Source organism: Rhodoplanes sp. Z2-YC6860, assembly GCF_001579845.1.
In the GTDB taxonomy this organism is placed as follows: domain Bacteria; phylum Pseudomonadota; class Alphaproteobacteria; order Rhizobiales; family Xanthobacteraceae; genus Z2-YC6860.
This window is the reverse complement of sequence record NZ_CP007440.1, coordinates 4,928,824-4,952,416: the sequence shown is the minus strand read 5'-3', so window position 1 is coordinate 4,952,416 and position 23,593 is coordinate 4,928,824. Positions and strand designations below refer to the sequence as shown.

Here is a 23,593-nt window from a genome sequence, read left to right as displayed (position 1 = left end):
GCGATGCGCCGGTGTGGGAAGCCATGTTTGGCGGCTTGAAATCGCCGCGATTTGATCCGAAAACCCTGGCAGGGGCAGCTCCGACAACACCTTCGATGATCCGTTTGCGACAGCTTCGACCGGCTCAGCTCAGCCGCAGCCTTATGCCGGCTGTTGCTCTTTTCGCCTGCGTTTCGACGCAGGCGTTCGCGCAGCAGTCGCTGTTCCCCAATCCGCCGCCACCGCCGGTGCAGGCGCCCGCCAATATGAAGGCGGGCGAGGGCGCGATTGCGGTGCAGGCGCGATACAGCCGCGACGGCGGCGTCATCAATGGCGGGCTGCATTGGCGGGTGTATGCCGACAAGCCGGACCAGAACGGCGTGTTCCGTCTGTTCAAGGAAGACAGCAACCCGCAGCCGACCTTCGTGCTTCCGAACGGAAACTACGTTCTGCACGTGGCCTTTGGGCTCGCGAGCGCGGCGAAGCCCATTCAGATTGCCGGCGGCACGTCGCGCGAAACCTTTGAAATTCCGGGCGGCGGGCTTCGCATCGAGGGCCGCGTCGGCAACGCCAAGATTCCGAACTCGCAGATTTCGTTCGATATCTACAAGGGCAGCCAGTTCGAGCAGAGCGAGCGGCGTCCGCTCGCCACCAGCGTTCTGACCGGCGACGTGGTGCTGGTACCGGAGGGCACCTATTACATCCTGTCGAAATACGGCGACGGCAACGCGGTGGTGCGCTCCGACGTGCGCGTGCAGGCCGGCAAGCTCACCGACATCATCGTCACGCACCGCGCCGCGCAGATCATGTTCAAGCTGGTCAGCCGCCGCGGCGGCGAAGCGCTCGCCAACACCGACTGGGCCGTGATCTCGCCGGCCGGCGACACCATCGCGGAATCCAAGGGCGCATTTCCGCGCGTGATCCTTGCCGAAGGCGAGTACAAGGTGATCGCGCGCAACGACAACAAGGTCTATCAGCAGGATCTCACCGTGATCCCCGGCGTCGACGGTGAGATCGAGGTGCTGGCGCGGTAGCTTCGCCGTCTATCGGCGCGCGGTGCCGACCAATCGGTAGTTGGGACGCACACCGGCGCGCGGTGGCGCAGATGGCGCGACGCCGCGTCGTTTGGCCTCGTCCTTCACGAAGGTGATGAATGCTTGGAGCGGCGCCGTCGTGCGGCGGCGACTCGAATGATAGAGGAAGAACCCCGACATGGACGGGGTCCAATCCTCGAGAACCGGCACGAGCCGGCCCGCTGCGATGTCGGCCGCGATATAGTCGCGGAGCAAATAGGCAAGCCCAAGCCCATCGAGCACGGCGCGGATCGACAGGTCGATGTCGTTGACGATCAGGCGGCCGGCGACAGCGGCATGGACGACGCGACCGTTCTTGGCAAAGTCCCAACCGAAGATGGCGCCGTTGGGCAGACGATTGCGGATGCAGTCATGGTCACGCAGGTCCCGCGGCGACTTCGGCGCCGGGTGGCGGGCCAGGTAGTCCGGCGATCCGACGACCAGAAAGCGGGCCTCGCCCATGACCTGCATCGCGATCATGTCACGCTCGACCTGCTCACCCATGCGAATGCCGGCGTCGTACCCGTCGTGAATGATGTCGCCCGGCATCTTGATGACGGCGACGTCGAGTTGAACTCCCGGGCATGCCCGCATGAAGCGCGCCAGCATCGGTGCGATCATGAACATCGCGACCGGCGGCTGGACCACAAGCCGCAACAGGCCCCGCGGCATGCCGCGCTGATCGGTCGCTTCGTCGGTTGCGGCGGTCAACTCGTCGAGCGCCGGCCGCACGCGCGCAAGCAGGCGGGCGCCGGCCTCCGTGAGCGAGACGCTGCGGGTCGTGCGGTGGAGCAGGCGCACGCCAAGCCGCTCCTCCAGCGAGCGGAGGTTCTGGCTCAGGGTGGAGCGACCGATGCCGAGCAAGGTCGCCGCCTTGGCGAAGCTTTTCTGTTCGGCGATGGCCGCAAAGGCGGACATCTCGGCGAATTGCGTCCCGCGCATTGTTCCATCCAGGCGAACAACCCGTTCGAATAATAGCAAATTATCACACGAGTAGGGGACGCATCACGGTCGCGCCCATCCGCAGCGCGTGTGCTGCACCAGCAGGGAGCGAACCATGAAAATGAATCTGCAGGATGGGCTGAAGCTTGCGGCCGTCGCGGGGCTGGTCCTTGGGCTGCGTACAGGCGAGGCCGCCGCAGAGCCATCGTCCGCGCAACGCCAGTTCGTCGGCACCTGGTCCCTGGTGTCGATCCACTACATCGAGAAAGACGGCCGCAAGGTCGAGCCGTTCGGGCCGGGCGCCAAGGGGATGCTCTTCTTCGACGCCGGCGGCCGCTTTGCGACGCAGGTGATGGCAGTGGATCGGCCGCGGTTTGCCTCGAACAACCGGATGATCGGAACGCCCGAAGAGAACAAGACAGTATCGCAGCGGGTCGTAGCGTATTTCGGGACTTACACGGTCGACGAGTCCGATCATGTGGTCACGTTGCACATCGAGCAGAGTTCGTTCCCGAACTGGAACGGGACGGACCAGCAACGCAAGTTTGCGTTCACGGCCGACGAACTGCGCTACACTGCGGCGAGTTCGACCGCGAATCCTGCGGAATCGGCCGAGCTCGTGTGGAAGCGGCTGCCCGCCGGGCAATGATGCGCGCTTCCGGGACGCAAGCGCCCGGCAACGTCCAGCATCCAGTGGGTCACTGCATGCTCGATGTCCTGATTTGAAAGAACCAAGTGATGAAGGCCTATCGCGGTTCATGCCATTGCAAGAAGGTCCGCTTTGAAATCGATGCAGAGATCGACCACGTGCGCGCGTGCGACTGTTCGATCTGCGCGCGACGCGGCGCTCTGATTTACCGCGTGCCGACGGAAGCGTTCCGGCTGCTGACGCCGCTTTCGGAGCTGAGCGTTTATCGTTGGGGTTCGATGACGGCCGCCGACTATTTCTGCCCGGTTTGCGGCATCCTGCTCTTTCGCAAGCCGAGCGATCCAACGCCGGCCGAACGGCAGGCAGGGGCCACGAAATTCGAGGGATGGGCCATCAACACCCGTTGCCTCGAGGGCTTCGATCCAGCTTCGGTGCCAACCAGACGGATCAGCGGAAGCCAGCTCGAAATCGGCGAGTAGATCGCGTCGGCCTTGCCTGGCTTTGCCGAGCGTGCTTCGGCTACAAGGAAACATCCGCTAAAGGCTACTCCGCCCTTGTCCGAGCTGACCGGCTATCTGGCCCCCGAAGGCTTTCTCACCGAGCTGACGCAGGAGCTTGGCAGCGCCGTGGTCGAAACCCACGGGCGGCTGGTGCTGGCGCACGCGCCGCCCACGCCGGTCGCGTGGGTCGCGAATGTCTGGCGCGATCCGGTGCAGATCCCGATCGCTTCGATCGGCGACGGCGCGAAGAAGCTCCGCGACATCCAGCGCAACTGGGCTCTCTATTCGTCCGGCCATCACCGCAGAGCCGCGCTGATCGTGGATAAGCTGCCGAAGGTCTCGGCCAAGCCGCTCACCTTCGGCACGCCGGCGCCGGTCGCGCCGCTCGGGTCATGGACGCTGATCGCGCCGGACATGATGCTCGCCGCGGCGTCTTGCTCCAGTCCGTTTCCGAACGGCGAGGTCGCGTTCGTCGAGGACCGCACGGCGCCGAGCCGGGCCTATCTCAAGCTCTGGGACGTGCTGACGCTGCTCGGCGAGCGGCCGAAGCCGCCTGAACTCTGCATCGATCTCGGCTCGAGCCCCGGCGGCTGGACCTGGGTGCTGCAGAGGCTCGGCGCGCGCGTCATCAGCGTCGACAAGGCGCCGCTCGATCCGAGCGTCGCCATGCTTCCCGGTGTCGAATACCGGGGCGAGAGCGCGTTCGGGCTTGATCCGCGCGCGATAGGACCCGTCGACTGGCTGTTCTCGGACGTCGTGTGTTATCCGAAGCGCCTGCTGACGCTGGTGCAACGATGGCTCGCCGCGGACGCGGCGCGGCGTTTTGTCTGCACGGTGAAGTTTCAAGGAGCGACGGACTTCGAGGCGATGCAGGCGTTCGCCGCGATCCCGGGTTCGCGGCTCTTGCACCTTCATCACAACAAGCACGAGCTGACCTGGATCAAACTGGACGACAAGGCATGAAGCCCGCAAGCCGCACCAAGCTTCTGCGCGTCGCGGGCCTGCCGGCGGTGAAGGCCTTGTTCGCCACCGCGCCGCAGCGCGTCGAGCGGCTGTTCTTCGATCAGCGCCTTAAGTCGCAGGTCGGCGATTTCTGCGCTGAGCTTGCCCGTGCGCGGAAGTCCTATCGCATGGTCGAGTCCGACGAGCTCGAACGTGTGGCGGGCGCGGTTATGCATGGTGGCGTCGTCGCCTGGGCGCAGCCGAAGCCGGTGCCGATGCTCGATCCCGCCAAAGCCGCGGGCTGGGCGCGCGACGGCAAGCCGCTGCTGCTGCTCGACGGCATCGGCAATCCGCACAATCTCGGCGCGATCGTGCGGACCGCGGCCTTTCTCGGACTGCCGCGGATCGTGCTCTCGGATCACCCGGCGCAGGCCATGCCGTCGGACGCGAGCTACCGTGTTGCCGAAGGCGGGTTCGAATATGTCGAGCTCTACCGCAGCGCGGGCTTCGTCAAAACCCTGCAACAGTTGCGGCGGAGTTACCGCGTGATCGGCACCGCGGCCGAGAACGGCAAGCCGGTTGAGGAACTGCGGCGCGCTGACCGGCCGCTCGCTCTGGTGCTCGGTAACGAGGAGCATGGCTCGCCGCAGTCGACGCTGAAGGCCTGCGACGCGATCGTCACCATCGCGGGCTCGGGCTTCGTGCAGTCGCTCAATGTCGCCGCGAGCGCGGCGATCCTTCTCCACGCGCTGGCGAAGCCCTAAACTCGGCGGATCGTACGGACCGCGCCAAACGGATCGCACCATGAAGCTCACCGCTTATGTGATTGACGGTCACACCGTCGAGATCCGTCCCGCGCCGGTCGAGCGCGACTGGATGGACAACACCGACCAGCGCTATGCCTATCGCTGCCTGCCGCTCAGCATCGCCAATACGCATGGCTGGGAAATTCTGTGCAGCGCGGGCTTCACGGCGATCTGGGATGGCGGACGGGACAAGGCGTCGGTGCAGGTCACGCCCGATCCCGGTACGCACGCTCCGGCGCTCGGCCATTTCGGCGCGGGTGTGCTGACATTCCATGTCTCGTGCCTGTTTCGCACCGAACCGGGCTACGACCTGATGGTGCAGGGGCCGATCAATGCGCCGAAGGATGCGATCGCGGCGCTCACCGGCATCATCGAGACCGACTGGTCGCCGTTCAGCTTCACCATGAACTGGCTGTTCACGCGGCCTGGCATTCCGGTGCGCTTCGAGCGCGGCGAGCCGTTCTGTCATCTGATGCCGGTGCGGCGAGGGGAGCTCGAAACGGTCGAGCCGGAGCTGCGCCTTCTGTCGGAGAACCCCGAACTGAAGCGCGAGCACGAGACCTGGACTGCCAACCGCTCGAAGTTCAACGCCGAACTGCATGAGCCCGGCAGCGAGGCGCAGGCCGAGAAGTGGCAGAAGCTCTACCACCGCGGCCAGCGCCTCGGCGGTGCGCCGTCAGGCATCGGCGACCACCGCACGCGGCTGAAGCTGAAGCCGTTCACGAAGCCTGGTGGCTGAATTTGGGTGAATCAGAGTTTTGGAATTCGACTGCGCCGCTTGCTTCTTCACCTCTCCTGCGGGGAGAGGTCGACGCGCGAAGCGCGGCGGGTGAGGGGGTACGGTCTCTCAATAGTGCGAACGCCCTCACCCCAACCCTCTCTCCACGGGAGAGGGAGCTCGCTGCCGATGTCGCGGCAGCGTTGCTTCGGCTTCGAGATCGTACGCTACAGCACTACGCCAATGCAGTCACCGGCGCCGGCGCCTTCGCGGCTTTCGCCCGCTTCAAATCCGGCGGCGTTGCCTCGTCGGCGAGCATCTTGAGCGCCTGATCGAGCGGCATCACCTGCTGGCCCTCTTTGCCGAGCCTGCGGATCGACACTGTGCGTTCGGCGGCTTCCTTCTTGCCGACCACGAGCAGCACCGGGACCTTGGCCAGCGAGTGCTCGCGGACCTTGTAGTTGATCTTCTCGTTGCGCAGGTCGCTCTCGGCGCGAAGGCCCGACTGCAGTGCAAGCTCGGTCGCCTCGCGGGCGAAGTCGTCGGCGTCGGACGTGATGGTCGCGACCACGGCCTGCACCGGCGAAAGCCACAGCGGCAGGTGGCCGGCATAATGCTCCAGCACCACGCCGAGGAAACGCTCCATCGAGCCGCAGATCGCGCGGTGGATCATCACCGGCGGCACCTTGGAGCCGTCGGCCGCGATGTAGAACGCCTGGAAGCGCTCCGGCAGATTGAAGTCCACTTGCGTGGTGCCGCACTGCCAGTCGCGGCCGATGGCGTCGCGCAGCACGTACTCGAACTTCGGCCCGTAGAACGCGCCTTCGCCCGGATTGATCGCGGTCTTGATGCGGTTGTTGTTCTGGGCGATGCGCTTGAGCACGTCGTGCATGATGCCTTCGGCGTGATCCCAAGCCTCGTCCGAGCCGACCCGCTTTTCCGGCCGTGTCGAGAGCTTCACCGTGAGATCGCCCTGGAAGCCGAAGTCGGAATAGGTCGACAGGATCAGATCGTTGATCTTCAGGCACTCCTCGGCCATCTGGTCCTGGGTGCAGAACACGTGCGCGTCGTCCTGGCTAAAGCCGCGCACCCGCATCAGCCCGTGCAGCGCGCCCGACGGCTCGTAGCGATGCACGATGCCGAACTCGGCGAAGCGCAGCGGCAGCTCACGATAGCTGCGCAGCCCGTGCTTGAAGATCTGAACGTGACCCGGGCAGTTCATCGGCTTGATCGCGAAGACGCGTTCGTCCTCGGTCTCGTCGCCGGCCGACTGCGCCATGAACATGTTCTCGCGGAACCAGCCCCAGTGGCCCGAGGTCTCCCACAGCGACTTGTCGAGGAGTTGCGGCGCGTTGACCTCGCGATAGTCGCCCTTCAGGCGGCGGCGCATATAGGCGACCATCTCCTGGAACATGGTCCAGCCGTTGGGATGCCAGAACACCGTGCCGGGGCCTTCCTCCTGGAAGTGGAAGAGGTCCATCTCGCGGCCGAGCTTTCGGTGGTCGCGCTTCTCGGCCTCCTCGAGCTGATGCAGGTAGGCGTCGAGCTCATCCTGTTTGGCGAAGGCCGTGCCGTAGATGCGCGTCAGCATCGGGTTCTTGCTGTCGCCGCGCCAATAGGCGCCCGCGACCTTCTGCAGCTTGAAGGCGTTGCCGATCTTGCCGGTCGACGTCATGTGCGGCCCGCGGCAGAGATCGAACCAATCGCCCTGGCGATAGATTTTCAGGTCCTGGCCGGGCGGGATCGCATCGACCAGCTCGACCTTGAAGTTTTCGCCCTTTTCCTTGAACACGCGCTTGGCTTCGTCGCGCGGCCAGACCTCCTTGGTGAAGGCTTTGTCCTTGGCGATGATCTCGCGCATCTTCTTTTCGATCACCGGCAGGTCTTCCGGCGTGAACGGCGCGTTGCGGTAGAAGTCGTAGTAGAAGCCGTTGTCGATCACCGGGCCGATGGTGACCTGGGTGCCGGGCCAGAGCTCCTGCACGGCCTCGGCCATCACATGGGCGGCGTCGTGGCGGATCAGCTCCAGCGCGCGCGGGTCCTCGCGCGAGATAAATTCGATCTTGGCGTCCTTCTCGATCGCATCGCCGAGGTCGGCGACAGTGCCGTCGAGCGCCATCGCGACCGTGCGCTTTGCGAGCGAAGGCGAGATGCCCTTCGCGATGTCGAGACCGGTTGTGCCTTGGGGATAGTCCCGACGTGCGCCGTCGGGAAAGGTCAGCGCGACCATTCCATGCTCCTTTTGCTCACTCGCTGCCTACGAATGCAGGTAAGCGCAGCCCGGAAATAAGACAGCTTGCGCCAGAAGGCAACCTTGCGCCCGAGCCCGACCCGCATTGAAACGCTGCCGGGGCAGTGCGAACCTCGCGTCAAACGGGGAGGGTGCGCAGATGACGGATCGCCGGGGCTTCTTGTTTCAAGCGGGCGCGGCGCTGGCTGCATCGGCGCTACCGCGCGCCTCGTTCGCGCAAACATTCCCCACCAAGCCGATCAAGGTCATCGTGCCGTTTCCGGCAGGCGGGCCCGCCGACAGCGCGGTGCGGATCGTACAGGTCGGCATCGAGAAGGCGCTCGGCCAGCCGCTTATCGTCGAGAACGTCGGCGGCGCAGCCGGCCAGGTCGGCGCCATGCGGCTCAAGCAGGCCGAGCCCGACGGCTACACGCTTCTTCAAGCCGCGAGTCCGCACACCACCAACGCGGCAGTGAAGCCCGACGCAAATGTCGATCTGCTTCGTGACTTCGCGCCGATCGGCGAGACCGGCAACAGCGTCTATGCGCTCTGCGCCAGCAAACAACTCGGCGTGAAGACCTTTGCCGAGATGGTGACGCTGGCGAAGGCCAAGCCGGGCGAACTCAAGATCGGCAGCGTCGGCATCGGCTCGGCGCATCATCTGATCGACGAGATGCTGAAGGGCGCGGCCGGTATCGACCTCACTCACGTGCCGTACCGCGGCGAGGCTCCGTCGATTATCGATCTGGTCGCCGGCCGCATCGATCTGATGTTCCTCACCACCGCGAAGCCGTTGATCGACGAGGATCGCGTGGTGGGGCTCGGCGTCACCTCGGCGGAGGAGTGGTTCAACCTTCCGGGCATCAAGCCGCTGACGCAGCTTGGGCTCAAGGATTTCGTGGTGCCGGGTTGGAATGGGCTCCTGGCGCCGAAGGGCACGCCGCCCGCCGTCGTGGCCAGGCTTTCCGGCGCGCTCAGCGCAACGCTGCGCACGGACGCCGCGATCCGTGCCTTCAACGCCATGGGTTTCAAGCCCGGCCCCGGCACGCCTGACGCGATGACGCGGCAGATCGAGTCTGACATGCGGCTGTTCACGACTGTGATCCGGGAGCGGAACCTGAAGTTCGACGGCTGAGCGCGGCGCCTTCAAGGCGTTGCGTTGGTTCCATGCCAGCAGCCGTAGCGCCACGGCAGGTACCAGCGCGCGTCCGCGGGTGGGACAGCCGGGACAAAATCCAGTCCCGAATGGCCCCAAGGATGGCACCGCATGAGCCGCGCGAGTGTCATCCAGCCGCCGGCCCACAGTCCGTGCCGCTCCAGCGCCTGATCGGCATAGTCAGAGCAGGTCGGCAGGTAGCGGCAATGGAACCCGACGAGCGGTGAGAGCGTGTAGCGGTAGAGTTTGACGAGCCCGCGGCCGAGGAGCCGTGGAACTCGCGCGACGTTGCGCCACAATGAAGCCGGATCGATCACCGGAGACATCTCCCGCATGGAACCCGATACGGACAACTACGTATAAAACGCTATTTTGCCAGCATAAAAGCTGACCGTTCCTTGATTACGTCATCATTCCCAGACATCACCTTGCCGGCACGCGATCATTTGGCGTTGCCCGTTTGCACTAGACCGGAATCGGTCTGCGTATAACAGTGAAGCAACCTGATTCGGTCCGTCACTTGCATAACCAGCGTAGGCAATAACGCGGGGAAAACTCCCGCGGATTGCAGAGTCGTAAAAGGGGGTCGCTCGGGCATGGAGCCTGACGCAGGGGGATTTGAATGAATCGACTTGCTTCCGCCGTGGGCGCGGTGGCCGCCGGCATGCTCTTCGCTTCCAGTCCGCAACTTTCTGCCGCACCTGACTCGCGGTCGCTGCCCATGCAGTTCGAGCAATGGACCGAAGGTCCGGCTCAAACCTGCGGCGACAAGTGCCGCACCTGGATTTCCGCAAGTGGCGCCATCACCGCCGACACGCCGAAGGACTTCGAGGCCTTCGCCAAGACCCGCAATCTCGATGGCATGACGATCGCGCTCGACTCCGACGGCGGCTCGGTGCTCGGCGCACTCTCGCTCGGCCGCGCGATCCGCAAACTTGGCATGATCACCACGGTCGGCCGCACGGTCGATCTTTCGGCGAACGATGGCGGCCGCAAGCGCGCCAAGCTCCAGCCGCGCGCCTTCTGCGAGTCGATGTGCGCCTTCCTGCTGCTCGCCGGTGTCGAGCGCCAGGTGCCGGCCGAAGCACGCGTCATGGTTCACCAGATCTGGCTCGGCGACCGCAGAGACGATCCGACCGCGGCGAACTATTCGGCGGAGGACCTCGTGGTGGTCCAGCGCGACATCGGACGGCTTGCGCAATACACCTTCGAGATGGGCGGCAGCGTCGACCTCTTGGAGATCGCGCTGAAGATTCCGCCGTGGGAGCCGATGCGGCAGCTGTCGCGCGATGAGTTGCGCAGCATGAAGATGACGACGACCTCGGGCGATTCCAGCGACACGAACGCGGGCCCGACCACCAATTCGGTGGCGCTGTCGAGCGGCGCCCGCGCGACCGTCAACAGTCGCGCCTGGGCGATGCTCGCGGGCGACAGCCGTCCGGCGCTTGGCCGCAGCCATCCGCTGACTGTTGAGGGCGAGGACCTCGGCACCTTCGATCTGGCGTTTGCCTGCAGCGAGCAGGGCCGCGACGTGATGGTGACCTACACCGAGCAGCGCCGCGCGTCGGGCGGCAAGACTCCGTCGGCGGTCACCGAGGTCGATCTGTCGATCGTCGGTCGTTCGGTTCCGCTCAAGGTCGTGTCGTCGCGCGCGGCGGACAGGGCGCAAGGCGGCGGCGCGGCGGGGCTCGCGACGCTCGCAACCGGGCGCGTCCCGCTCGACGTGCTGCAGAGCTTCGCCGACCGCAACGGCCGCTCGCTCACGGTCGAGACGGTGAGCAATGACGCCTCGACCGTGATCCGCGTCGGCAATGCCGGCATCAGCCGGGTGCTGCCATCGCTGTCGACCGGTTGCGCCGCGGTTGCGAGCCAGCAGCGCATGCGCAACACCGCGCGGACCGCCGCACGCCAGCAGGGCGGCGGTTAGAGCCCCGAAGCCGAACGCTGACGTCAGCACAAATACGAACGGTGCGGCTAAAGCCTATCGCAACCGATCCAATCGAAGTCGCTGGCGCTCGTCCGTGAGGCGCCAGGCGGCCAAATAGGACACGGCCAGCGCCGACAATCCGCTGCCACCGGACAACAGGAACATCAAGAGAATCTGGTATTTGACCGCCTCAAGCGGGTCGAGCCCGGCGAGAATTTGTCCGGTCATGATGCCCGGCAGCGTTACGATTCCCGCAGCCGACATCTGATTGATGATCGGCAGAAGACCCCGCCGGATGGCATCGCGCACGATCGGCGCCGTGGCAACGCCGTAGCGTTCTCCGAGGCACAACCGTGCCTCGATCGCTTGGCGTTCCCGGCCCACCGACGACAGGAAGCTGTCGAGCGACAGGCTCGCCGAATTCAAGACATTGCCCAGGATGATTCCGGCCAGCGGGATCGCATAGTGCGGATCAAACCACGGATCGGGGCGGATCGCCGTCGTCAGGGCGAGGACCGCCGTGATGAATGTGGCGAAGCCCACGCTGACAAATCCAATCAGGAAGTTGGATGGTCCCTTGAGCCGGTGCTCGGGGCGCGCCGCCACCTCGCGCGCGGCGACCAGCACCATGACCACCACGAGCAGCAGCGTGACAGCGGGATGGTTCATCGAAAAGATGAAACGCAGCACGTAGCCGATCGCAACGAGCTGCACCACCATCCGCGCGGCGGCGATGATGATTTTCCCGTGAAGCTGAAGATTGAGCCAGATCGAGAGGCCGGCATCGAGGACGATGAGCGTGGCGGCGACCGATATGTCCAGGGGCGTCAGGAGAATCGGGTTCATGGCTTTTCCAGGCGGCGCGCCACCATGCGGTAGCGTTGGTGGCCGAGGCGATCGGCCTGGCTCGGATTGTGCGTGACCAGAACAACGGATGTGCCGCCCGCCATCCGCTCGCGCAGGATCGTCTCGACCGCGGCCGTGGAGTCCTCATCCAGCGGACCGGTCGGCTCGTCCAGGAGCAGGACGGGCGATTGCAGCAGCAAGGCTCTGATCAAGGACAAGCGTTGCTTCTCGCCGGTGGAGAGTTCTCGTATCGGCGCATCGAGAATGTCGCTGCGCAGGCCGAGGCGGGCGGCAAGGGCCGTGAGTTCGCCGTGCTGGTCGGCCGGAAAGTGTTGGACGACGGTGTTGGCCCACCATCCGGATTCTGCCGGCACGTACATGACCTGCCTGCGCCAAGCCGGGGCGGGCATTGCGGCGCGTGCGGACTCGTTGAGCCAGACCTCGCCGTCATTCGGATCGAGATCGGCGATCATGCGGAGAAAGACGCTCTTGCCGGAGCCCGACGGGCCCGTAATTGCGGCGCATGTGCCTTTGTCGAGGCTCAATTCAAATGGGCCGGCGACGGCACTGCTCAGATTCTTCACAAGGAGCGCCACTGTCATGACCGTTCACCGACTCTGGAGGCCGCATCAGACAAAACCGGCTTCCCCACCATAATATCGGCGAACTTGCGAACCGCGACACCAGGCTGCTCAGCCCCCGAGCGTGATGCAGACGATCTGCTGGTCGGCGGGAGGGGCAATCTCGAGGCGAGGGAGCCGGGGCTCGGCCTTGCGGATCGAGGCCGCTTCGCGGCCGCAGCCGTTGGACCGGGCCGGCAGGGCCGGAGCTAAGCTTGCCACCGCGGCGATGGCGCCCGCCCGCCATGTGCCGCCCCACGGGATGTCACGAGCCTCAGCCCGCCTTGCCGTTGCGCTTCTCGATCTGACCGATGGCGTCCACCACCGCGTCGAAGGTGAGCAGCGTCGAAGCATGGCGCGCCTTGTAATCGCGCACCGGTTCGAGCACCGCGATGTCGGCCCATTTGCCGTCCTTGGGCGGGGCGCCGTTCTCCTTGAGCATCTTTCGCACGGTGTCGCGAAGCTCGCGCAGTTCGGCGGCCTTCGAGCCAACCACATGGCTCGCCATGATCGAGGACGAAGCCTGACCCAGCGCGCAGGCCTTCACCTCATGGGCGAAGTCGGTGACGGTGTCGCCGTCCATCTTCAGGTCGACCGTGACGGTCGAGCCGCAGAGCTTGGAGTGGGCGGTCGCGGAAGCGTCCGGCTCCGAAAGGCGGCCAAGACGCGGAATCCCCCCCGCCAATTCCAGGATGCGGCGGTTGTAGACCTCGTTCAGCATTGCAATCCTCAGGGCGGGTTGCTCTATATATGGCTCGACCGAACCCTTCCGGAAAGAGCGGTTCACGCTCACGGAACGGCGAGGTGATGGCTCTTCCCGGTGGATGAGCCATGCACATAGGGAATGCGACGTTCAGGCGCCCGCCGTGCTAGACCGCACGCCCGGGCGCGTTAGCGACGCGGCCCCCCGGTGACACATCCGGAGCAGGCTCGGCGGAATGCCCTGACCAGGCTCTGGTCGAACGGAGAGACCGATGGACGCCATCGTTAAGCCCGCAGTCGTGGGCTCCAATTCCCCACTCAGTGACCACGTCCGTAAAGCGCCAGATCCCGTCAGCCCGCGCCCGTCGCGCGAGCAGGCCGAATCCGCGGTGCGGACGCTGCTCGCCTATATCGGGGACGATCCTGCCCGCGAAGGCTTGCTGGACACGCCCAAGCGCGTGGTCGGAGCCTACGAAGAGCTTTATCGCGGCTACCGCGAGTCGCCGGTTGAGGCGCTGGAGCGCACCTTCTCGGAGACCGGCAACTACGACGATCTCGTGCTGGTGCGCGACATCTCGTTCAATTCGGCCTGCGAGCATCACATGATGCCATTCACCGGCAAGGCGCACGTCGCCTATATGCCGGTCGACAAGGTGGTTGGCCTCTCGAAGCTTGCGCGCCTGGTCGATGTCTATGCGCGGCGGCTTCAGACCCAGGAGCATATGAACTCCCAGATCGCCACCGCGATCGAGGAGATCCTCAAACCCCGCGGCGTCGCCGTGATGATCGAGGCCGAGCACACCTGCATGTCGCTGCGCGGCGTGGAGAAGCCCGGCGCGCTCACGGTCACGACCCAATTCCGCGGCGCCTTCCGTGAGGATACGAACGAACAGGTCCGCTTCATCCAGTTGGTGCGCGGAGGCCAGCGGTAACGGCGCCGATCTGGCTGATTTGAATCGTGCGATGCCCGGCTCCGAGCCGGGCATTCGCGTCTCCAGGCTTCGGCTCGAAGGCCGGCCCGCAATGCGCTATCTTTCCCGAAATACTTCACCTTCAGATTGCTGAATCATGCCCGAGAACCCATCGAAGCAGGCTGTTGAAGAGGGCTTGGCGTTGATGCCCAAGTTCGACGCCGACGGCCTCATGACCTGTGTCGCGACCGACGCCTGGACCGGTGAGGTGCTGATGGTCGCGCACATGAACGAGCAGGCGTTGCGCCGCACCATCGAGACCGGCGAGGCCTGGTACTATTCTCGCTCGCGCCGCGCGTTGTGGAAGAAGGGCGAGAGCTCGGGCCACACCCAGCGCGTCATCGAGATGCGGATCGATTGCGATCAGGACGCGATCTGGATCAGGGTCGAGCAGACTGGACCGGGCGCGTGCCACACCGGCCGACGGTCCTGTTTTTATCGCGGGATACCGTTGCGGCAGGTCGGTGCCGTCACGCTCGAGTTCCTGGACGCTGCCAAGACCTTCGATCCTGCCGAAACTTACAGCAAGCCTGAGTAGGCCGCGCAACGTTGGATTGATCTCTCCCCGCGGTCATTCCGGGGCGGCCCTAAGGGCCGAACCCGGAATCCAGCCAAGGAGAAAGTGCGTGCGCGTCTGGATTCCGGGTTCGCGCCTATCGGCGCGCCCCGGAATGACGTCGGTGGTCTATTTCTGAAATGCCTTCGCCCGCGCCAGCAATTGCCGCGCGCGTTCGAGATGAGGGCGGTCGTACATCACGCCACCGATGCCGACGGTGCCGGCGCCCGGGTTCTCGGCAAAGGCCGCGATCACGGCTTCGGCGCGCTTCACCGCATCGGCGGTCGGCGTGAACACCTCGTTGATCACTGCGACCTGCGCCGGATGGATCGCCATCTTGCCGGTGAAGCCGTCGCGCCGCGCTTCCTCGCATTCGAGGCGCAGGCCCGCCTCGTTACGGAAGTCGATATAAACCGTATCGATCGCCTGCACCTGCGCGGCTGCGGCACCGGCGAGGCAGAGGCTGCGGGCGAGCTGATAGGGCGCCAGGAAATGCCCATCGCGGTCGCGGTTCGCCTCCGCACCAAGCTCCACCGACAGGTCCTCCGCGCCCCAGGTCAGACCCTTGAGCCGCTTGCTTGAGCCGCCATAGGTGCCGGCGAGGAAAATCGCCTGCGCGGTCTCGGTCGCGATGGCGATGATGTCGAGCGCGCCGTCCGGCAGCCCATGGATGGCCTCGCGCGCCGCGAGCTTGGCGTCGCAATGGGTCACCGCCGCGCCGCCTTCGGCCTTGGGAAACATCACGCCGTCGGGCTTGCCGCCCACGATGACGTCGAGGTCCGAGTCGGTGAGCCCGGTCTGCAGGCCGTTGATGCGCACATAGATGCGCGGCCGCGCTTTGACCGGCACGGCCTCCTTGAGGAAGGCCAGCGTGGTGTCGCGCGCCGCGGCCTTGTTCTGCGGCGAGATCGAATCCTCGAGGTCGAGCAGCAGCGCGTCGGCGCCGCTGCCCAGGCCCTTTTCGAGCTTCTTGGGGCTGTCGCCGGGAATGAAGAGGAAAGAGCGCATGGTGCCGGACCTCGTTGGCCATAAAGGGTCGGAATCGATGCCATTGGGGACCAGCCGAGGTCAACGAGGGCTCTGAACTGCCGGTCCCTGGGCTGGCGCCCGTCCGATGTCCCCACATGACAAAGCTTTAATGTTTGGCCTTGGCGATCTGTGCATGATGCCTCCTGCAACCGCACGGCCAAACGTGGACCGGTGCAAAAAATTCGAGAAGGGCGATGTCATGACTGAAACCACCAGCAATCCAGGCGGCGATGCCTTCAGGCGGTTTGCTCTCGTATTGATGGTTATTCTGATCGCGTTTGGCGTGCTGGAGCTCGCCGGCGTCGTCAAAATCTGACGCGTTGCGACTTTGACATGACGCGGCTGCCCGGTTTCGGGTGGCCGCGTGTCGTTTGGGGACTGCCGTCCGGCGGCCCGGCGATTGGTCGCAGCCCCTATCCATGGCCGATGCCGCCCGCCAGAATATTGGCGGGAAGAGGGGGGCGACCATGCGACCACAGCCATTTTGCGCGAGCCTTCTGGCTGCAGCGTTGATCGCCGCGATGGCGCCGCTCGGTGCGCTGGCTCAGGCGCCGTACCCCAACCAGACCATCAAGATCATCGTGCCGAACCCGCCCGGCGGACTGCCGGACACCCTCAGCCGGATCGTGGGCAAGCGGCTCCAGGAGCGGATTGGCGAGCCCGTGGTGATCGAAAATCGGCCGGGCGCGAATTCCGGTATCGGCACCGCGGCGATGACCCAGGCACCGGCCGACGGTTACACGCTGATGATGGCCGACGGCGCGATCCTGTCGATCAGTCCATTGCTGTACGCCAAGCTGCCGTACAACCCGAAGGACGTGCTGCCGGTCGCGATGGTCGCGCGTGCGCCGCTGTTTCTCGCCATCAATCCGCAGGTGCCGGCGAAGAACCTCAAGGAACTGATCGACTACGCCCGCGCCAATCCGGGCAAGCTCAACTACGGCTCGATCGGCATCGGCAGCTTCCATCATCTGTCGATGGAGGCGTTCAATGCCGCGTTCGGTCTGAAGATGAACCACATCCCTTACAAGGGTTCGAGCGAGACCATCGGCGCCATTCTCGGAGGTCACATCGACATCCTGTTCGCCGCCTATGCAGGGCTTCGCCCGGCGGCCGAGACCAGGAAGGTGGTCATTCTCGGAAGCAACGGTCCGAAGCGTTCGCCGCAGGCGCCGGACGTGCCGGCGATCGCCGAACTGTCGCCGGGCTTCGATCTTGCGGTGATCCAGGGCATCACCACGCGTGTCGGCACGCCGAAAGCGGCGGTCGACAAGATCGCGGCCGAGATGGCGGCGATCGTGAAGGAGCCCGACATCATTTCGCAGTTCGCGACCGCGGGCATCGAGCCGGTCGGCGCCGGGCCCGAAGACTATCGCGCCGCGCTGGACGCCGAGGCACAGCGCATGGCCAAGATCGCGGAGCAGGCCGGCCTCAAGGCGCAGTGAGCGACATCGTTCGCTTCGTTGGTGGCCAGGGCGCTCCAATGCCCGGCTGGTGCGGATGGATCTCAGCCCGTTCGCGCGCTCCGTCTAACTCGCATCGTCAGACGGAGCGCAAGTGGTCCGTCTGCTGTTACTTCGGCTGCATCTTGATGAAGGCCTGCCGCTTGCACTCGGCGACCAGCTTGTTGTCCTGATTGTAGGCGCGGTGGTGAAACTCGACGATGCCGGCGCCCGGCCGCGACTTCGACTCGCGCTTGCCGATCACCTCGGTGGAGCAATGCACGGTGTCGCCCTCGAACAGCGGGTGGGGGAATTTGACGTCGGTCATGCCGAGGTTGGCGATGGTGGTGCCATTGGTCATGTCGGACACCTGGATGCCGACCATCAGCCCGAGCGTGAACAGCGAGTTCATCAGCGGCTGGCCCCAGTCGGTCTCGGTCTCGCAGAAGTGCCGGTCGATGTGCAGCGGCTGCGGATTGAGCGTCATGTTGGAGAACAGCATGTTGTCCATCTGCGTCACCGTGCGCCGATAGCGGTGCTCGGTCAGCGAGCCGACCTCGAAGCCCTCGAAATAGAGCCCGCCTCGCTGGTGCCGGTGCGCCGTGATGGTGTTGCTGTCGGCCATTTTGTGTTCTCCGTTCGATCTCAAGTTAAGGTTTCGTTTACCATAATCGTTAACAGTTCGCTTAAGCCCGATCGCTGTCCGCGACTCGGCAGGCAGAAGGCCGTCGAAGACTGCGATGAACATCGAGCCCACCGGCAATCAGACGGCCGCGACTGGCGCCATTCGCCAGGCCGCGCGGATGACCGGTGCGGACTTCAAATATCTGCTTGCGACCGCCCAGGTCGAGTCGAACCTCAACCCCAACGCCCAGGCGCCGTCTTCCTCGGCCAAGGGGCTGTTTCAATTCATCGAGCAGACCTGGCTGTCGACGCTGAAAGAGCAGGGCACGGCGCTGGGCTACGCGCCTTACGCCAACGCGATCTCGCGGCAGGCTTCGGGGCAATATTCGGTGTCCGATCCGCGGATGTACAACCGCATCATGGACATGCGTTCGGACCCGACCGCGAACGCCGTGATGGCGGGAGCCTACACGCGGGCCAATGCCGGCAAGCTCTCCGAGCGGTTCGGCCGCGCGCCGAGCGAGGGCGAACTTTACATCGCGCACTTCCTCGGGCCGAACGGCGCGATGCGCCTCATCGATCTTGCCGAATCGCGGCCTTACACGCCGGCCGCTGCGCTGTTTCCCGGGCCGGCGCGCTCCAACCCGTCGATCTTTTTTGATGCGAGCGGCAACGCCCGCGGCGCCGCGGCGGTCTACAAGACGCTGCTCGGCCGCTATGGCACGGCCCGTGCCGCGCCGGCCAGCAATGCTCCGGCCGCTTCCACCGCAATGGCGCGGCCGCCGCTTCCCAATCCGCGACCGACGGTGTTGCCGGATCAGGCCACGGTGGCAGCCGCCAATGCACAGCAGACCGCGCCGGTCGTCAGAAACGCCAACCCGATGTTCCACGGGCTGTTCCGCTCGGGCGGAGACAACGAGCAGGTGGCGCCCGTTGTCAGTGCGCTCTGGGGCACGCCGCCAGCCGCTCCGACATCGCCAGCGTCCGACGCATCTGCCACGCCGGCCACGGCCTACGCTCCCGTCGCGCCGGAGCCGCAGCTTCCGGCTTCACCCGAGCCGCCACGAAGGCCGCAGCCGCTCGATCTTTTCCAGGATCAGCTTCCGGACGCCCGAGCGCTGTTTCGCGGCCGCGTCTGATCGCGGGTCAACGCTCAGCAGGTTAAGATTTATGCTGAACGCTTTGTTAAGCCCCTGACGCTATGGTGCGTGTGTACCGGCGAGTCGACCGGGTGTTCGTACCTGTGGTGTCGTGATGATCGTTCGTCAGTTTTTGCACTGGCTGCGCACCGCCCCGTCGGGCACTCGCGCTGAAGCCACCGGCGCTCTCGCTCGCGCCTATCTCTATTCGGATCTTTCCGACAGCGACCGCATCGCCGCCGAAGGCGCGATGACGATGCTGCTCGACGATCCGTCGCCGCTGGTGCGGCGCGCGCTCGCCGACGTGTTCGCGGCAAGCGAAGCCGCCCCGCCCAATATCGTTCATGCCTTGGCCAGCGATCAGCCGGACGTGGCGGGGCCGGTTCTTTATCGCTCGCCGCTGCTGCTCGACGCCGATCTGGTCGAGGCGGTCGCGAGCGGGGATGTCGAGCGTCAGGCTGCCGTCGCGATGCGCGCGCTGCTGCCGTGCTCGGTGGCCGCAGCCATAGCCGAAGTCGGCTCCGCCGAAGCCTGCCTGCTGCTTCTCGAAAATTCTCATGCCGAGCTCGTGCCGTTCTCGCTCGACCGCATCATCGAGCGCCACGGCCATCTCGCCGCGATCCGCGACGTGCTGCTGCAGCGCCTCGACCTGACGGCGTCGACGCGACAGGCGTTGGTGCAGAAGCTCTCCCGGACGCTCGCCGAATTTGTCACCGCCCGCGAGTGGCTCGAGCCGGAGCGCGCCGAGCGCGTGACCCGCGAGGCCTGCGAGCGTGCCACGGTGGTGCTCGCCGCCGACTCGCCCGGCTCCGAGGTGCGGCCGCTGATCCGCCATCTCTGCGAAAGCGGCCAGCTCAATGCCGGGCTGATCCTGCGCTCGCTGCTGTCCGGCAATGTCTCGTTCCTCGAAGAGTCGCTGGCCGAACTCGCGCAGGTGCCGCTCTCCCGCGTCGCCGGCATCGTTCATGACCGCAAAGGCGCGAGCTTCCGCGCGCTCTACGAGAAGGCCGGGCTGCCGCCTTCAACGTTCCTGGTGTTCCGTGAGGCGCTCGAAGCGATGCGAGAAGACGGTTTCGTCATGGAGCCGGGCGGCGCGAGCCGTCTCAAGCGCCGCATCATCGAGCGGGCGCTGAGCCGTTGCGAGAGCGACGCGGCCGACGAGATCGAGCCGCTGCTGACGCTGCTTCGCCGCTTCGCGGCCGAAGCCGCCCGCGACGAGGCCCGGCTGTTCTGCGACGAGCTCGTGGCGACCGGCCGGATCACGGTCGATCCGGAATGGCACGCAGAGGCGGCCTAGATCGGAAGAGCCTTCAAGCCTGCTTGCGGATGATCCGCAGCACGTCCGGGCGGTGCTTGTTTTCGGCGAGCAGGAATTCGTCGGTCACGGCGCGCAACGACTGTGTCAGCGTGCCGGCGATTTTCGAGATGTCTTCGCGTTCGTGCTCGCGCACGATGGCGCGGATCGCGTCGACATGCTGATCGATGATCGTGAGCGGGATTTTGGCAAGCTCGGGTGTGTACTCGATCAGCCGGCAAAGGCTGTCGGCCGCGTATGCCACTTCGGGAAAGCCAAAAGTGCTGCTGTCGCCCTTGATGTTATGGGCGGCGAGAAACAGCTCTTGGCTCGTTTCCTTCGACAGTGGGCTGTCCTTGATCTTGCGACGCATCGCGTCGAGCTTGGCGCACTCGTCGTTCATCCACAGCCGGAAATCGCCGGAGAGCCGCGCCAGCGCCTGCTCGGCGGCTTCGATCTGATCGGGCTCGCCTGGCATCGCCGCGCGCACCGTTCGGCGCAGCTTGCGCGTATCCGGCGTGATCACCTGATGATCCTTGAACGTCGCGACCTTGGGGTCGTCGCCGGCGACTCTGCTGGCCATCTCGATCAGTGCCCCTTCGCCGCGACGGGATTCGTCGTTTCGCGCAGGCTCTGCTGCCGGATCACCTCCGCCCGGCCGCCTGTTCTGCGCTCGGGGCCGGCATAGCTCGGATTGGTGTTGCGGCGACGATCGGGGCCGAAGTAGGTCTTGGTCTTGATGAACGGCCGCGGATGCGCAACCACGTTCGCGATCCGATGATACAGCGCCTTGGCCGAGATCGGCTTGGCGAGGAATTCGGTGATCCCGGCGTCGCGCGCCGCGGTCACCCGGTCTTTCTCCGTGTGGCCGGTGATCATGATGATCGGCACATAGGGGTTGGCGGTGCCCTCCGTCTCGCGGATCATCTTCGTGAGCTCAAGTCCGTCGAACACCGGCATGGCCCAGTCGATCAGCACGATGTCGGGCCCGTTATGAGTGAAGGCGTCGAGACCGGTTGCACCGTCATCGGCTTCGAACACATCGCGAGTGCCGAGCCCGTGCAGCAGTGTGCGGATGATCCGCCGCATGTGGGGATTGTCGTCGATGACGAGAAACCGCAGGCGGTTGAAATCAATGCGAACCATAAGCCTCACGCCACAGAAACAGTTTCGATATCACAGTGCATTTTAGGTGATGGCCGTTAACGAGCGGTTTAGGATAGAAATCCGCCCAACAAGGGCGAAGCAGGTGGTGGGCATCCGCCCTGACTCGGATCGAAAACATGGGCCCAAAAGTGGGCGCTGCAGGCCTTCGCTGCCGCGTTTGCAAGCCTGCGCCGACCTGCTAACCATCGCGCGACCGCGTAAGACAGGGACCACCATGCACCGCAGCACCGATCGCATCCTCACCACTCACGTCGGCAGCCTGATCCGCCCGGAATCGGTCCGCGCGCATCTGCGCGCCAAGCAAAAGGGCGAGGGCTATGACGCCGCGGCCCATGCCAAGACGCTGACCGAGGAGGTGGCCGATGTGGTGCGCCATCAGGCCGAGGCCGGCGTCGACGTGGTCAGCGACGGCGAGTTCGGCAAGGGCATCTCGTGGTCGCAATATGTCATCGAGCGCATGGGCGGTTTCGAGCGGCGGCCGTTCACGCCGACCGGCAATCCGTTCACCCGCGGCGCGGACCGCACGCGCTTCGCCGAGTTCTACAAGGAGCTCGACGCCCGCGACCACATCCAGGTGACGACGGACTCGGTCGTGATCGGTCCGATCAAGTACACCGGGCAGGCGGCGCTCCAGCAGGACATCGACAACTTCAAGGCGGCGATGAAGAACACCAAGGCGGTCGAGGGCTTCATGCCGGTCGCCGCGCCTGCGTCGGTGATCCCCGACCGCAAGAACGAATACTACCAGAATGACGACGACCTGATGGACGCGATCGGGGCGGCGATGCACGACGAATACAAGCAGATCGTCGACAACGGCTTCCTGGTGCAACTCGACGACGCGCGCGCCGCGGTCACCTATGACCGCATGGTGCCGCCCGGCACCATGAAGGACTACCGCAAGTGGGTCGCCAGGCAGATGGCGGTGACCAACCAAGCCATCAAGGGCATCCCGTCGGAGAAGATCCGCTATCACGTCTGCTGGGGCAGCTGGCCCGGTCCGCACACCACCGACGTGCCGATGCGCGAAATCATCGACCTGATCCTCAGCGTGCGCGCCGGCGCCTTCGTGCTGGAGATGGCCAATCCGCGCCACGAGCACGAATGGCAGATCTGGAAAGACATCAAGCTGCCGAAGGGCGCGGTGCTGATCCCGGGCGTCATCAGCCATGTCAGCAACGTGGTCGAGCATCCGGAATTGATCTGCGAGCGCATCGTGCGGCTCGCCAAGCTGGTCGGCCGCGAGAACGTGATCGCAGGCTCCGACTGCGGCTTCGCGCAGCAGCCGACTCATCAGCGGGTGCACCCGAGCATCCAGTGGGCGAAGCTCGAGGCGCTCGCCGAGGGAGCGCGGCTTGCGACCAAGGAGCTGTGGGGCAGGGGCAAGAAGGCCGCGAAGAAACCCGCGCCGAAAAAGGCAGCGCCGAAGAAACGCGCAGTCAAGGCTGTGAAGCGGAAGCGCGCGGCGTAAAGACCTTCGCTGGCGCGACCCTTGCAAACGCTGCGCTGGCGCCTAAGTCAAACAGGATGCGCACCGAAGCGGCCGGCCGAGTCGCCAAATGATCGGAGCGTGTGACCGTGTTCCTGCCGCTGAGGTCGCCTCATTTGCCGGAGGTTACTGCGGTGAACATGTGGCTTTCGATTTCCCTGTATCTAGACAGACGGATTGGCGCTTGATCGGGCAGTCGCCCGTTCAGCGGCTGATAGCCATGTTTTCTGTCGCGAAACCTCATGTCGTGAAAGCTCACGTCGAGCTCATGGAGGTGACCATGACAATGCATACGGCAGAAGTGCAGACGCGCCGGCCATCCGGCCTGAAACCTCATACCCTGATCGCAAGTGACCGGGTTGAGGGAACGCCGGTGCGCCGGCCAAATGGAGAAAAAATCGGCGCCATTCAGCGGCTGATGATCGACAAGCTCAGTGGCAACGTCGCTTATGCGGTGTTGAGCTTCGGTGGCTTTCTGGGAATGGAGAAGAAGCACCTGCCAATCCCATGGACGCGGCTGAAATACGACCTCGCTCAGGAGGCTTACCAGGTCGATCTCACGGACGAGGAGCTCACTCGCGCTCCCGCCTATGAGGCGGATGAGGAGTTCGACTGGGGCGACCGGAGCCAGGAGATCGTGATTCACCACTACTACAAGGCGCCGCGCTATTGGGGTGTCTGACAGACGAGATCCGGCGCTGTGGTCTTTGTTCGTGGTGTTGAGCTGTGGCGATTGGGCCGAGCAGCGCACGCACGCGCCGTGCCGAACGGCGTTGACGCCGCGTCGCGCGA

25 protein-coding genes are annotated in these 23,593 nt (G+C 65.1%); 15 read left to right on the top strand and 10 right to left on the bottom strand.

Annotated elements, in window-relative coordinates:
• The first annotated feature begins 143 nt into the window (after positions 1-143).
• Complete coding sequence (locus RHPLAN_RS23200; RefSeq protein WP_084245396.1) at positions 144-1,013, top strand: RgsD C-terminal domain-containing protein; 870 nt, start codon at positions 144-146, stop codon at positions 1,011-1,013.
• A gap of 9 nt (positions 1,014-1,022) precedes the next feature.
• On the opposite strand, the gene RHPLAN_RS23195 is transcribed toward RHPLAN_RS23200, so the two are convergent.
• Positions 1,023-1,994: a LysR family transcriptional regulator gene (locus tag RHPLAN_RS23195; RefSeq protein ID WP_084245394.1), complete on the bottom strand. Its 972-nt coding sequence runs from the start codon at positions 1,992-1,994 to the stop codon at positions 1,023-1,025.
• Positions 1,995-2,109: 115 nt separating this feature from the next.
• On the opposite strand from RHPLAN_RS23195, the gene RHPLAN_RS23190 reads away from it, so the two are divergent.
• The 5 genes from RHPLAN_RS23190 to RHPLAN_RS40600 all read left to right on the top strand — a co-directional run bounded on the left by RHPLAN_RS23190 (position 2,110) and on the right by RHPLAN_RS40600 (position 5,630).
• Positions 2,110-2,643 carry a lipocalin-like domain-containing protein gene (locus tag RHPLAN_RS23190; RefSeq protein ID WP_084245392.1) on the top strand — a complete coding sequence of 178 codons (534 nt, stop codon included), beginning with the start codon at positions 2,110-2,112 and terminating at the stop codon, positions 2,641-2,643.
• Between the two features lie 89 nt (positions 2,644-2,732).
• A complete protein-coding gene (locus tag RHPLAN_RS23185) occupies positions 2,733-3,122 on the top strand; it encodes a GFA family protein (RefSeq protein WP_068022572.1) in 390 nt (129 codons plus the stop codon).
• 75 nt (positions 3,123-3,197) lie between these two features.
• Entirely contained in the window at positions 3,198-4,106 is a 909-nt protein-coding gene (locus tag RHPLAN_RS23180) for an SAM-dependent methyltransferase (RefSeq protein ID WP_068022568.1), read from the top strand.
• The gene (locus tag RHPLAN_RS23175; protein WP_068022564.1) at positions 4,103-4,849 is read left to right on the top strand and encodes a TrmH family RNA methyltransferase; all 747 of its coding nucleotides are present in this window, start codon (positions 4,103-4,105) and stop codon (positions 4,847-4,849) included. The genes RHPLAN_RS23180 and RHPLAN_RS23175 overlap by 4 nt, the downstream gene beginning before the upstream one ends.
• A gap of 40 nt (positions 4,850-4,889) precedes the next feature.
• The gene (locus RHPLAN_RS40600) at positions 4,890-5,630 is read left to right on the top strand and encodes a DUF6065 family protein (protein WP_068022563.1); all 741 of its coding nucleotides are present in this window, start codon (positions 4,890-4,892) and stop codon (positions 5,628-5,630) included.
• 214 nt (positions 5,631-5,844) lie between these two features.
• Here RHPLAN_RS40600 and thrS read toward each other — a convergent pair whose 3' ends face one another.
• A complete protein-coding gene (gene thrS, locus RHPLAN_RS23165) occupies positions 5,845-7,839 on the bottom strand; it encodes a threonine--tRNA ligase (protein ID WP_068022560.1) in 1,995 nt (664 codons plus the stop codon).
• 160 nt (positions 7,840-7,999) lie between these two features.
• On the opposite strand from thrS, the gene RHPLAN_RS23160 reads away from it, so the two are divergent.
• Positions 8,000-8,974, top strand: a complete 975-nt coding sequence (locus RHPLAN_RS23160; RefSeq protein ID WP_068022558.1) for a Bug family tripartite tricarboxylate transporter substrate binding protein — start codon at positions 8,000-8,002, stop codon at positions 8,972-8,974.
• A gap of 11 nt (positions 8,975-8,985) precedes the next feature.
• On the opposite strand, the gene yidD is transcribed toward RHPLAN_RS23160, so the two are convergent.
• Entirely contained in the window at positions 8,986-9,321 is a 336-nt protein-coding gene (gene yidD, locus RHPLAN_RS23155) for a membrane protein insertion efficiency factor YidD (protein ID WP_068031702.1), read from the bottom strand.
• Positions 9,322-9,617: 296 nt separating this feature from the next.
• On the opposite strand from yidD, the gene RHPLAN_RS23150 reads away from it, so the two are divergent.
• Positions 9,618-10,922, top strand: coding sequence for a COG3904 family protein (locus RHPLAN_RS23150; RefSeq protein WP_068022555.1), 1,305 nt, complete (start codon positions 9,618-9,620; stop codon positions 10,920-10,922).
• A 54-nt stretch (positions 10,923-10,976) separates the two neighbouring features.
• Here the strand turns inward: RHPLAN_RS23150 and RHPLAN_RS23145 are convergent, their stop codons facing one another.
• From RHPLAN_RS23145 to RHPLAN_RS23135, 3 genes are all read right to left on the bottom strand, one after another.
• Positions 10,977-11,768, bottom strand: coding sequence for an ABC transporter permease (locus RHPLAN_RS23145; RefSeq protein WP_068022552.1), 792 nt, complete (start codon positions 11,766-11,768; stop codon positions 10,977-10,979).
• Complete coding sequence (locus RHPLAN_RS23140) at positions 11,765-12,364, bottom strand: ABC transporter ATP-binding protein (protein WP_442971783.1); 600 nt, start codon at positions 12,362-12,364, stop codon at positions 11,765-11,767. The genes RHPLAN_RS23145 and RHPLAN_RS23140 overlap by 4 nt, the downstream gene beginning before the upstream one ends.
• A gap of 298 nt (positions 12,365-12,662) precedes the next feature.
• Positions 12,663-13,109 (bottom strand): iron-sulfur cluster assembly scaffold protein, encoded by a 447-nt coding sequence (locus tag RHPLAN_RS23135; RefSeq protein WP_068022546.1) that lies wholly within the window; start codon positions 13,107-13,109, stop codon positions 12,663-12,665.
• A gap of 253 nt (positions 13,110-13,362) precedes the next feature.
• Between RHPLAN_RS23135 and folE the strand changes: the two genes are divergently transcribed.
• The gene (gene folE / locus RHPLAN_RS23130; protein WP_068022543.1) at positions 13,363-14,022 is read left to right on the top strand and encodes a GTP cyclohydrolase I FolE; all 660 of its coding nucleotides are present in this window, start codon (positions 13,363-13,365) and stop codon (positions 14,020-14,022) included.
• 136 nt (positions 14,023-14,158) lie between these two features.
• Positions 14,159-14,599 carry a phosphoribosyl-AMP cyclohydrolase gene (gene hisI / locus RHPLAN_RS23125; protein ID WP_068022540.1) on the top strand — a complete coding sequence of 147 codons (441 nt, stop codon included), beginning with the start codon at positions 14,159-14,161 and terminating at the stop codon, positions 14,597-14,599.
• A gap of 147 nt (positions 14,600-14,746) precedes the next feature.
• On the opposite strand, the gene RHPLAN_RS23120 is transcribed toward hisI, so the two are convergent.
• Entirely contained in the window at positions 14,747-15,625 is an 879-nt protein-coding gene (locus RHPLAN_RS23120) for an HpcH/HpaI aldolase/citrate lyase family protein (protein ID WP_068022537.1), read from the bottom strand.
• A 488-nt stretch (positions 15,626-16,113) separates the two neighbouring features.
• Between RHPLAN_RS23120 and RHPLAN_RS23110 the strand changes: the two genes are divergently transcribed.
• Positions 16,114-17,091: a Bug family tripartite tricarboxylate transporter substrate binding protein gene (locus RHPLAN_RS23110; protein WP_198164455.1), complete on the top strand. Its 978-nt coding sequence runs from the start codon at positions 16,114-16,116 to the stop codon at positions 17,089-17,091.
• A gap of 127 nt (positions 17,092-17,218) precedes the next feature.
• Here the strand turns inward: RHPLAN_RS23110 and RHPLAN_RS23105 are convergent, their stop codons facing one another.
• Positions 17,219-17,713, bottom strand: coding sequence for a MaoC family dehydratase (locus RHPLAN_RS23105; RefSeq protein ID WP_068022527.1), 495 nt, complete (start codon positions 17,711-17,713; stop codon positions 17,219-17,221).
• A 115-nt stretch (positions 17,714-17,828) separates the two neighbouring features.
• Here RHPLAN_RS23105 and RHPLAN_RS23100 point away from each other — a divergent pair, with 115 nt between their 5' ends.
• Both RHPLAN_RS23100 and RHPLAN_RS23095 read left to right on the top strand, forming a co-directional pair.
• Positions 17,829-18,851, top strand: a complete 1,023-nt coding sequence (locus RHPLAN_RS23100) for a transglycosylase SLT domain-containing protein (protein ID WP_068022524.1) — start codon at positions 17,829-17,831, stop codon at positions 18,849-18,851.
• 115 nt (positions 18,852-18,966) lie between these two features.
• Positions 18,967-20,148, top strand: coding sequence for a DUF2336 domain-containing protein (locus RHPLAN_RS23095; protein ID WP_068022521.1), 1,182 nt, complete (start codon positions 18,967-18,969; stop codon positions 20,146-20,148).
• A gap of 13 nt (positions 20,149-20,161) precedes the next feature.
• Here RHPLAN_RS23095 and RHPLAN_RS23090 read toward each other — a convergent pair whose 3' ends face one another.
• Together RHPLAN_RS23090 and RHPLAN_RS23085 are read right to left on the bottom strand one after the other, a co-directional pair.
• Positions 20,162-20,728 carry an Hpt domain-containing protein gene (locus RHPLAN_RS23090; RefSeq protein WP_068022518.1) on the bottom strand — a complete coding sequence of 189 codons (567 nt, stop codon included), beginning with the start codon at positions 20,726-20,728 and terminating at the stop codon, positions 20,162-20,164.
• 5 nt (positions 20,729-20,733) lie between these two features.
• Positions 20,734-21,291, bottom strand: coding sequence for a response regulator (locus RHPLAN_RS23085; protein ID WP_068022515.1), 558 nt, complete (start codon positions 21,289-21,291; stop codon positions 20,734-20,736).
• Between the two features lie 235 nt (positions 21,292-21,526).
• Here RHPLAN_RS23085 and RHPLAN_RS23080 point away from each other — a divergent pair, with 235 nt between their 5' ends.
• Together RHPLAN_RS23080 and RHPLAN_RS23075 are read left to right on the top strand one after the other, a co-directional pair.
• Positions 21,527-22,783, top strand: coding sequence for a cobalamin-independent methionine synthase II family protein (locus tag RHPLAN_RS23080; RefSeq protein WP_068022512.1), 1,257 nt, complete (start codon positions 21,527-21,529; stop codon positions 22,781-22,783).
• 202 nt (positions 22,784-22,985) lie between these two features.
• Positions 22,986-23,483: a PRC-barrel domain-containing protein gene (locus tag RHPLAN_RS23075; protein ID WP_237179896.1), complete on the top strand. Its 498-nt coding sequence runs from the start codon at positions 22,986-22,988 to the stop codon at positions 23,481-23,483.
• Positions 23,484-23,593: the final 110 nt, after the last annotated feature.

Bases quoted from the DNA above. Each gene is read 5' to 3' on its own strand.
- RHPLAN_RS23160 (WP_068022558.1), top strand. From the start codon at position 8,000: ATGACGGATCGCCGGGGCTTCTTGTTTCAAGCGGGCGCGGCGCTGGCT.
- RHPLAN_RS23090 (WP_068022518.1), bottom strand. From the start codon at position 20,728: ATGGCCAGCAGAGTCGCCGGCGACGACCCCAAGGTCGCGACGTTCAAG.
- RHPLAN_RS23185 (WP_068022572.1), top strand. From the start codon at position 2,733: ATGAAGGCCTATCGCGGTTCATGCCATTGCAAGAAGGTCCGCTTTGAA.
- folE (WP_068022543.1), top strand. From the start codon at position 13,363: ATGGACGCCATCGTTAAGCCCGCAGTCGTGGGCTCCAATTCCCCACTC.
- RHPLAN_RS23195 (WP_084245394.1), bottom strand. From the start codon at position 1,994: ATGCGCGGGACGCAATTCGCCGAGATGTCCGCCTTTGCGGCCATCGCC.
- thrS (WP_068022560.1), bottom strand. From the start codon at position 7,839: ATGGTCGCGCTGACCTTTCCCGACGGCGCACGTCGGGACTATCCCCAA.
- RHPLAN_RS23200 (WP_084245396.1), top strand. From the start codon at position 144: ATGCCGGCTGTTGCTCTTTTCGCCTGCGTTTCGACGCAGGCGTTCGCG.
- yidD (WP_068031702.1), bottom strand. From the start codon at position 9,321: ATGTCTCCGGTGATCGATCCGGCTTCATTGTGGCGCAACGTCGCGCGA.
- RHPLAN_RS23100 (WP_068022524.1), top strand. From the start codon at position 17,829: ATGAACATCGAGCCCACCGGCAATCAGACGGCCGCGACTGGCGCCATT.
- RHPLAN_RS23105 (WP_068022527.1), bottom strand. From the start codon at position 17,713: ATGGCCGACAGCAACACCATCACGGCGCACCGGCACCAGCGAGGCGGG.
- hisI (WP_068022540.1), top strand. From the start codon at position 14,159: ATGCCCGAGAACCCATCGAAGCAGGCTGTTGAAGAGGGCTTGGCGTTG.
- RHPLAN_RS23120 (WP_068022537.1), bottom strand. From the start codon at position 15,625: ATGCGCTCTTTCCTCTTCATTCCCGGCGACAGCCCCAAGAAGCTCGAA.
- RHPLAN_RS23110 (WP_198164455.1), top strand. From the start codon at position 16,114: ATGCGACCACAGCCATTTTGCGCGAGCCTTCTGGCTGCAGCGTTGATC.
- RHPLAN_RS23190 (WP_084245392.1), top strand. From the start codon at position 2,110: ATGAAAATGAATCTGCAGGATGGGCTGAAGCTTGCGGCCGTCGCGGGG.
- RHPLAN_RS23095 (WP_068022521.1), top strand. From the start codon at position 18,967: ATGATCGTTCGTCAGTTTTTGCACTGGCTGCGCACCGCCCCGTCGGGC.
- RHPLAN_RS23085 (WP_068022515.1), bottom strand. From the start codon at position 21,291: ATGGTTCGCATTGATTTCAACCGCCTGCGGTTTCTCGTCATCGACGAC.
- RHPLAN_RS23145 (WP_068022552.1), bottom strand. From the start codon at position 11,768: ATGAACCCGATTCTCCTGACGCCCCTGGACATATCGGTCGCCGCCACG.
- RHPLAN_RS40600 (WP_068022563.1), top strand. From the start codon at position 4,890: ATGAAGCTCACCGCTTATGTGATTGACGGTCACACCGTCGAGATCCGT.
- RHPLAN_RS23175 (WP_068022564.1), top strand. From the start codon at position 4,103: ATGAAGCCCGCAAGCCGCACCAAGCTTCTGCGCGTCGCGGGCCTGCCG.
- RHPLAN_RS23150 (WP_068022555.1), top strand. From the start codon at position 9,618: ATGAATCGACTTGCTTCCGCCGTGGGCGCGGTGGCCGCCGGCATGCTC.
- RHPLAN_RS23080 (WP_068022512.1), top strand. From the start codon at position 21,527: ATGCACCGCAGCACCGATCGCATCCTCACCACTCACGTCGGCAGCCTG.
- RHPLAN_RS23135 (WP_068022546.1), bottom strand. From the start codon at position 13,109: ATGCTGAACGAGGTCTACAACCGCCGCATCCTGGAATTGGCGGGGGGG.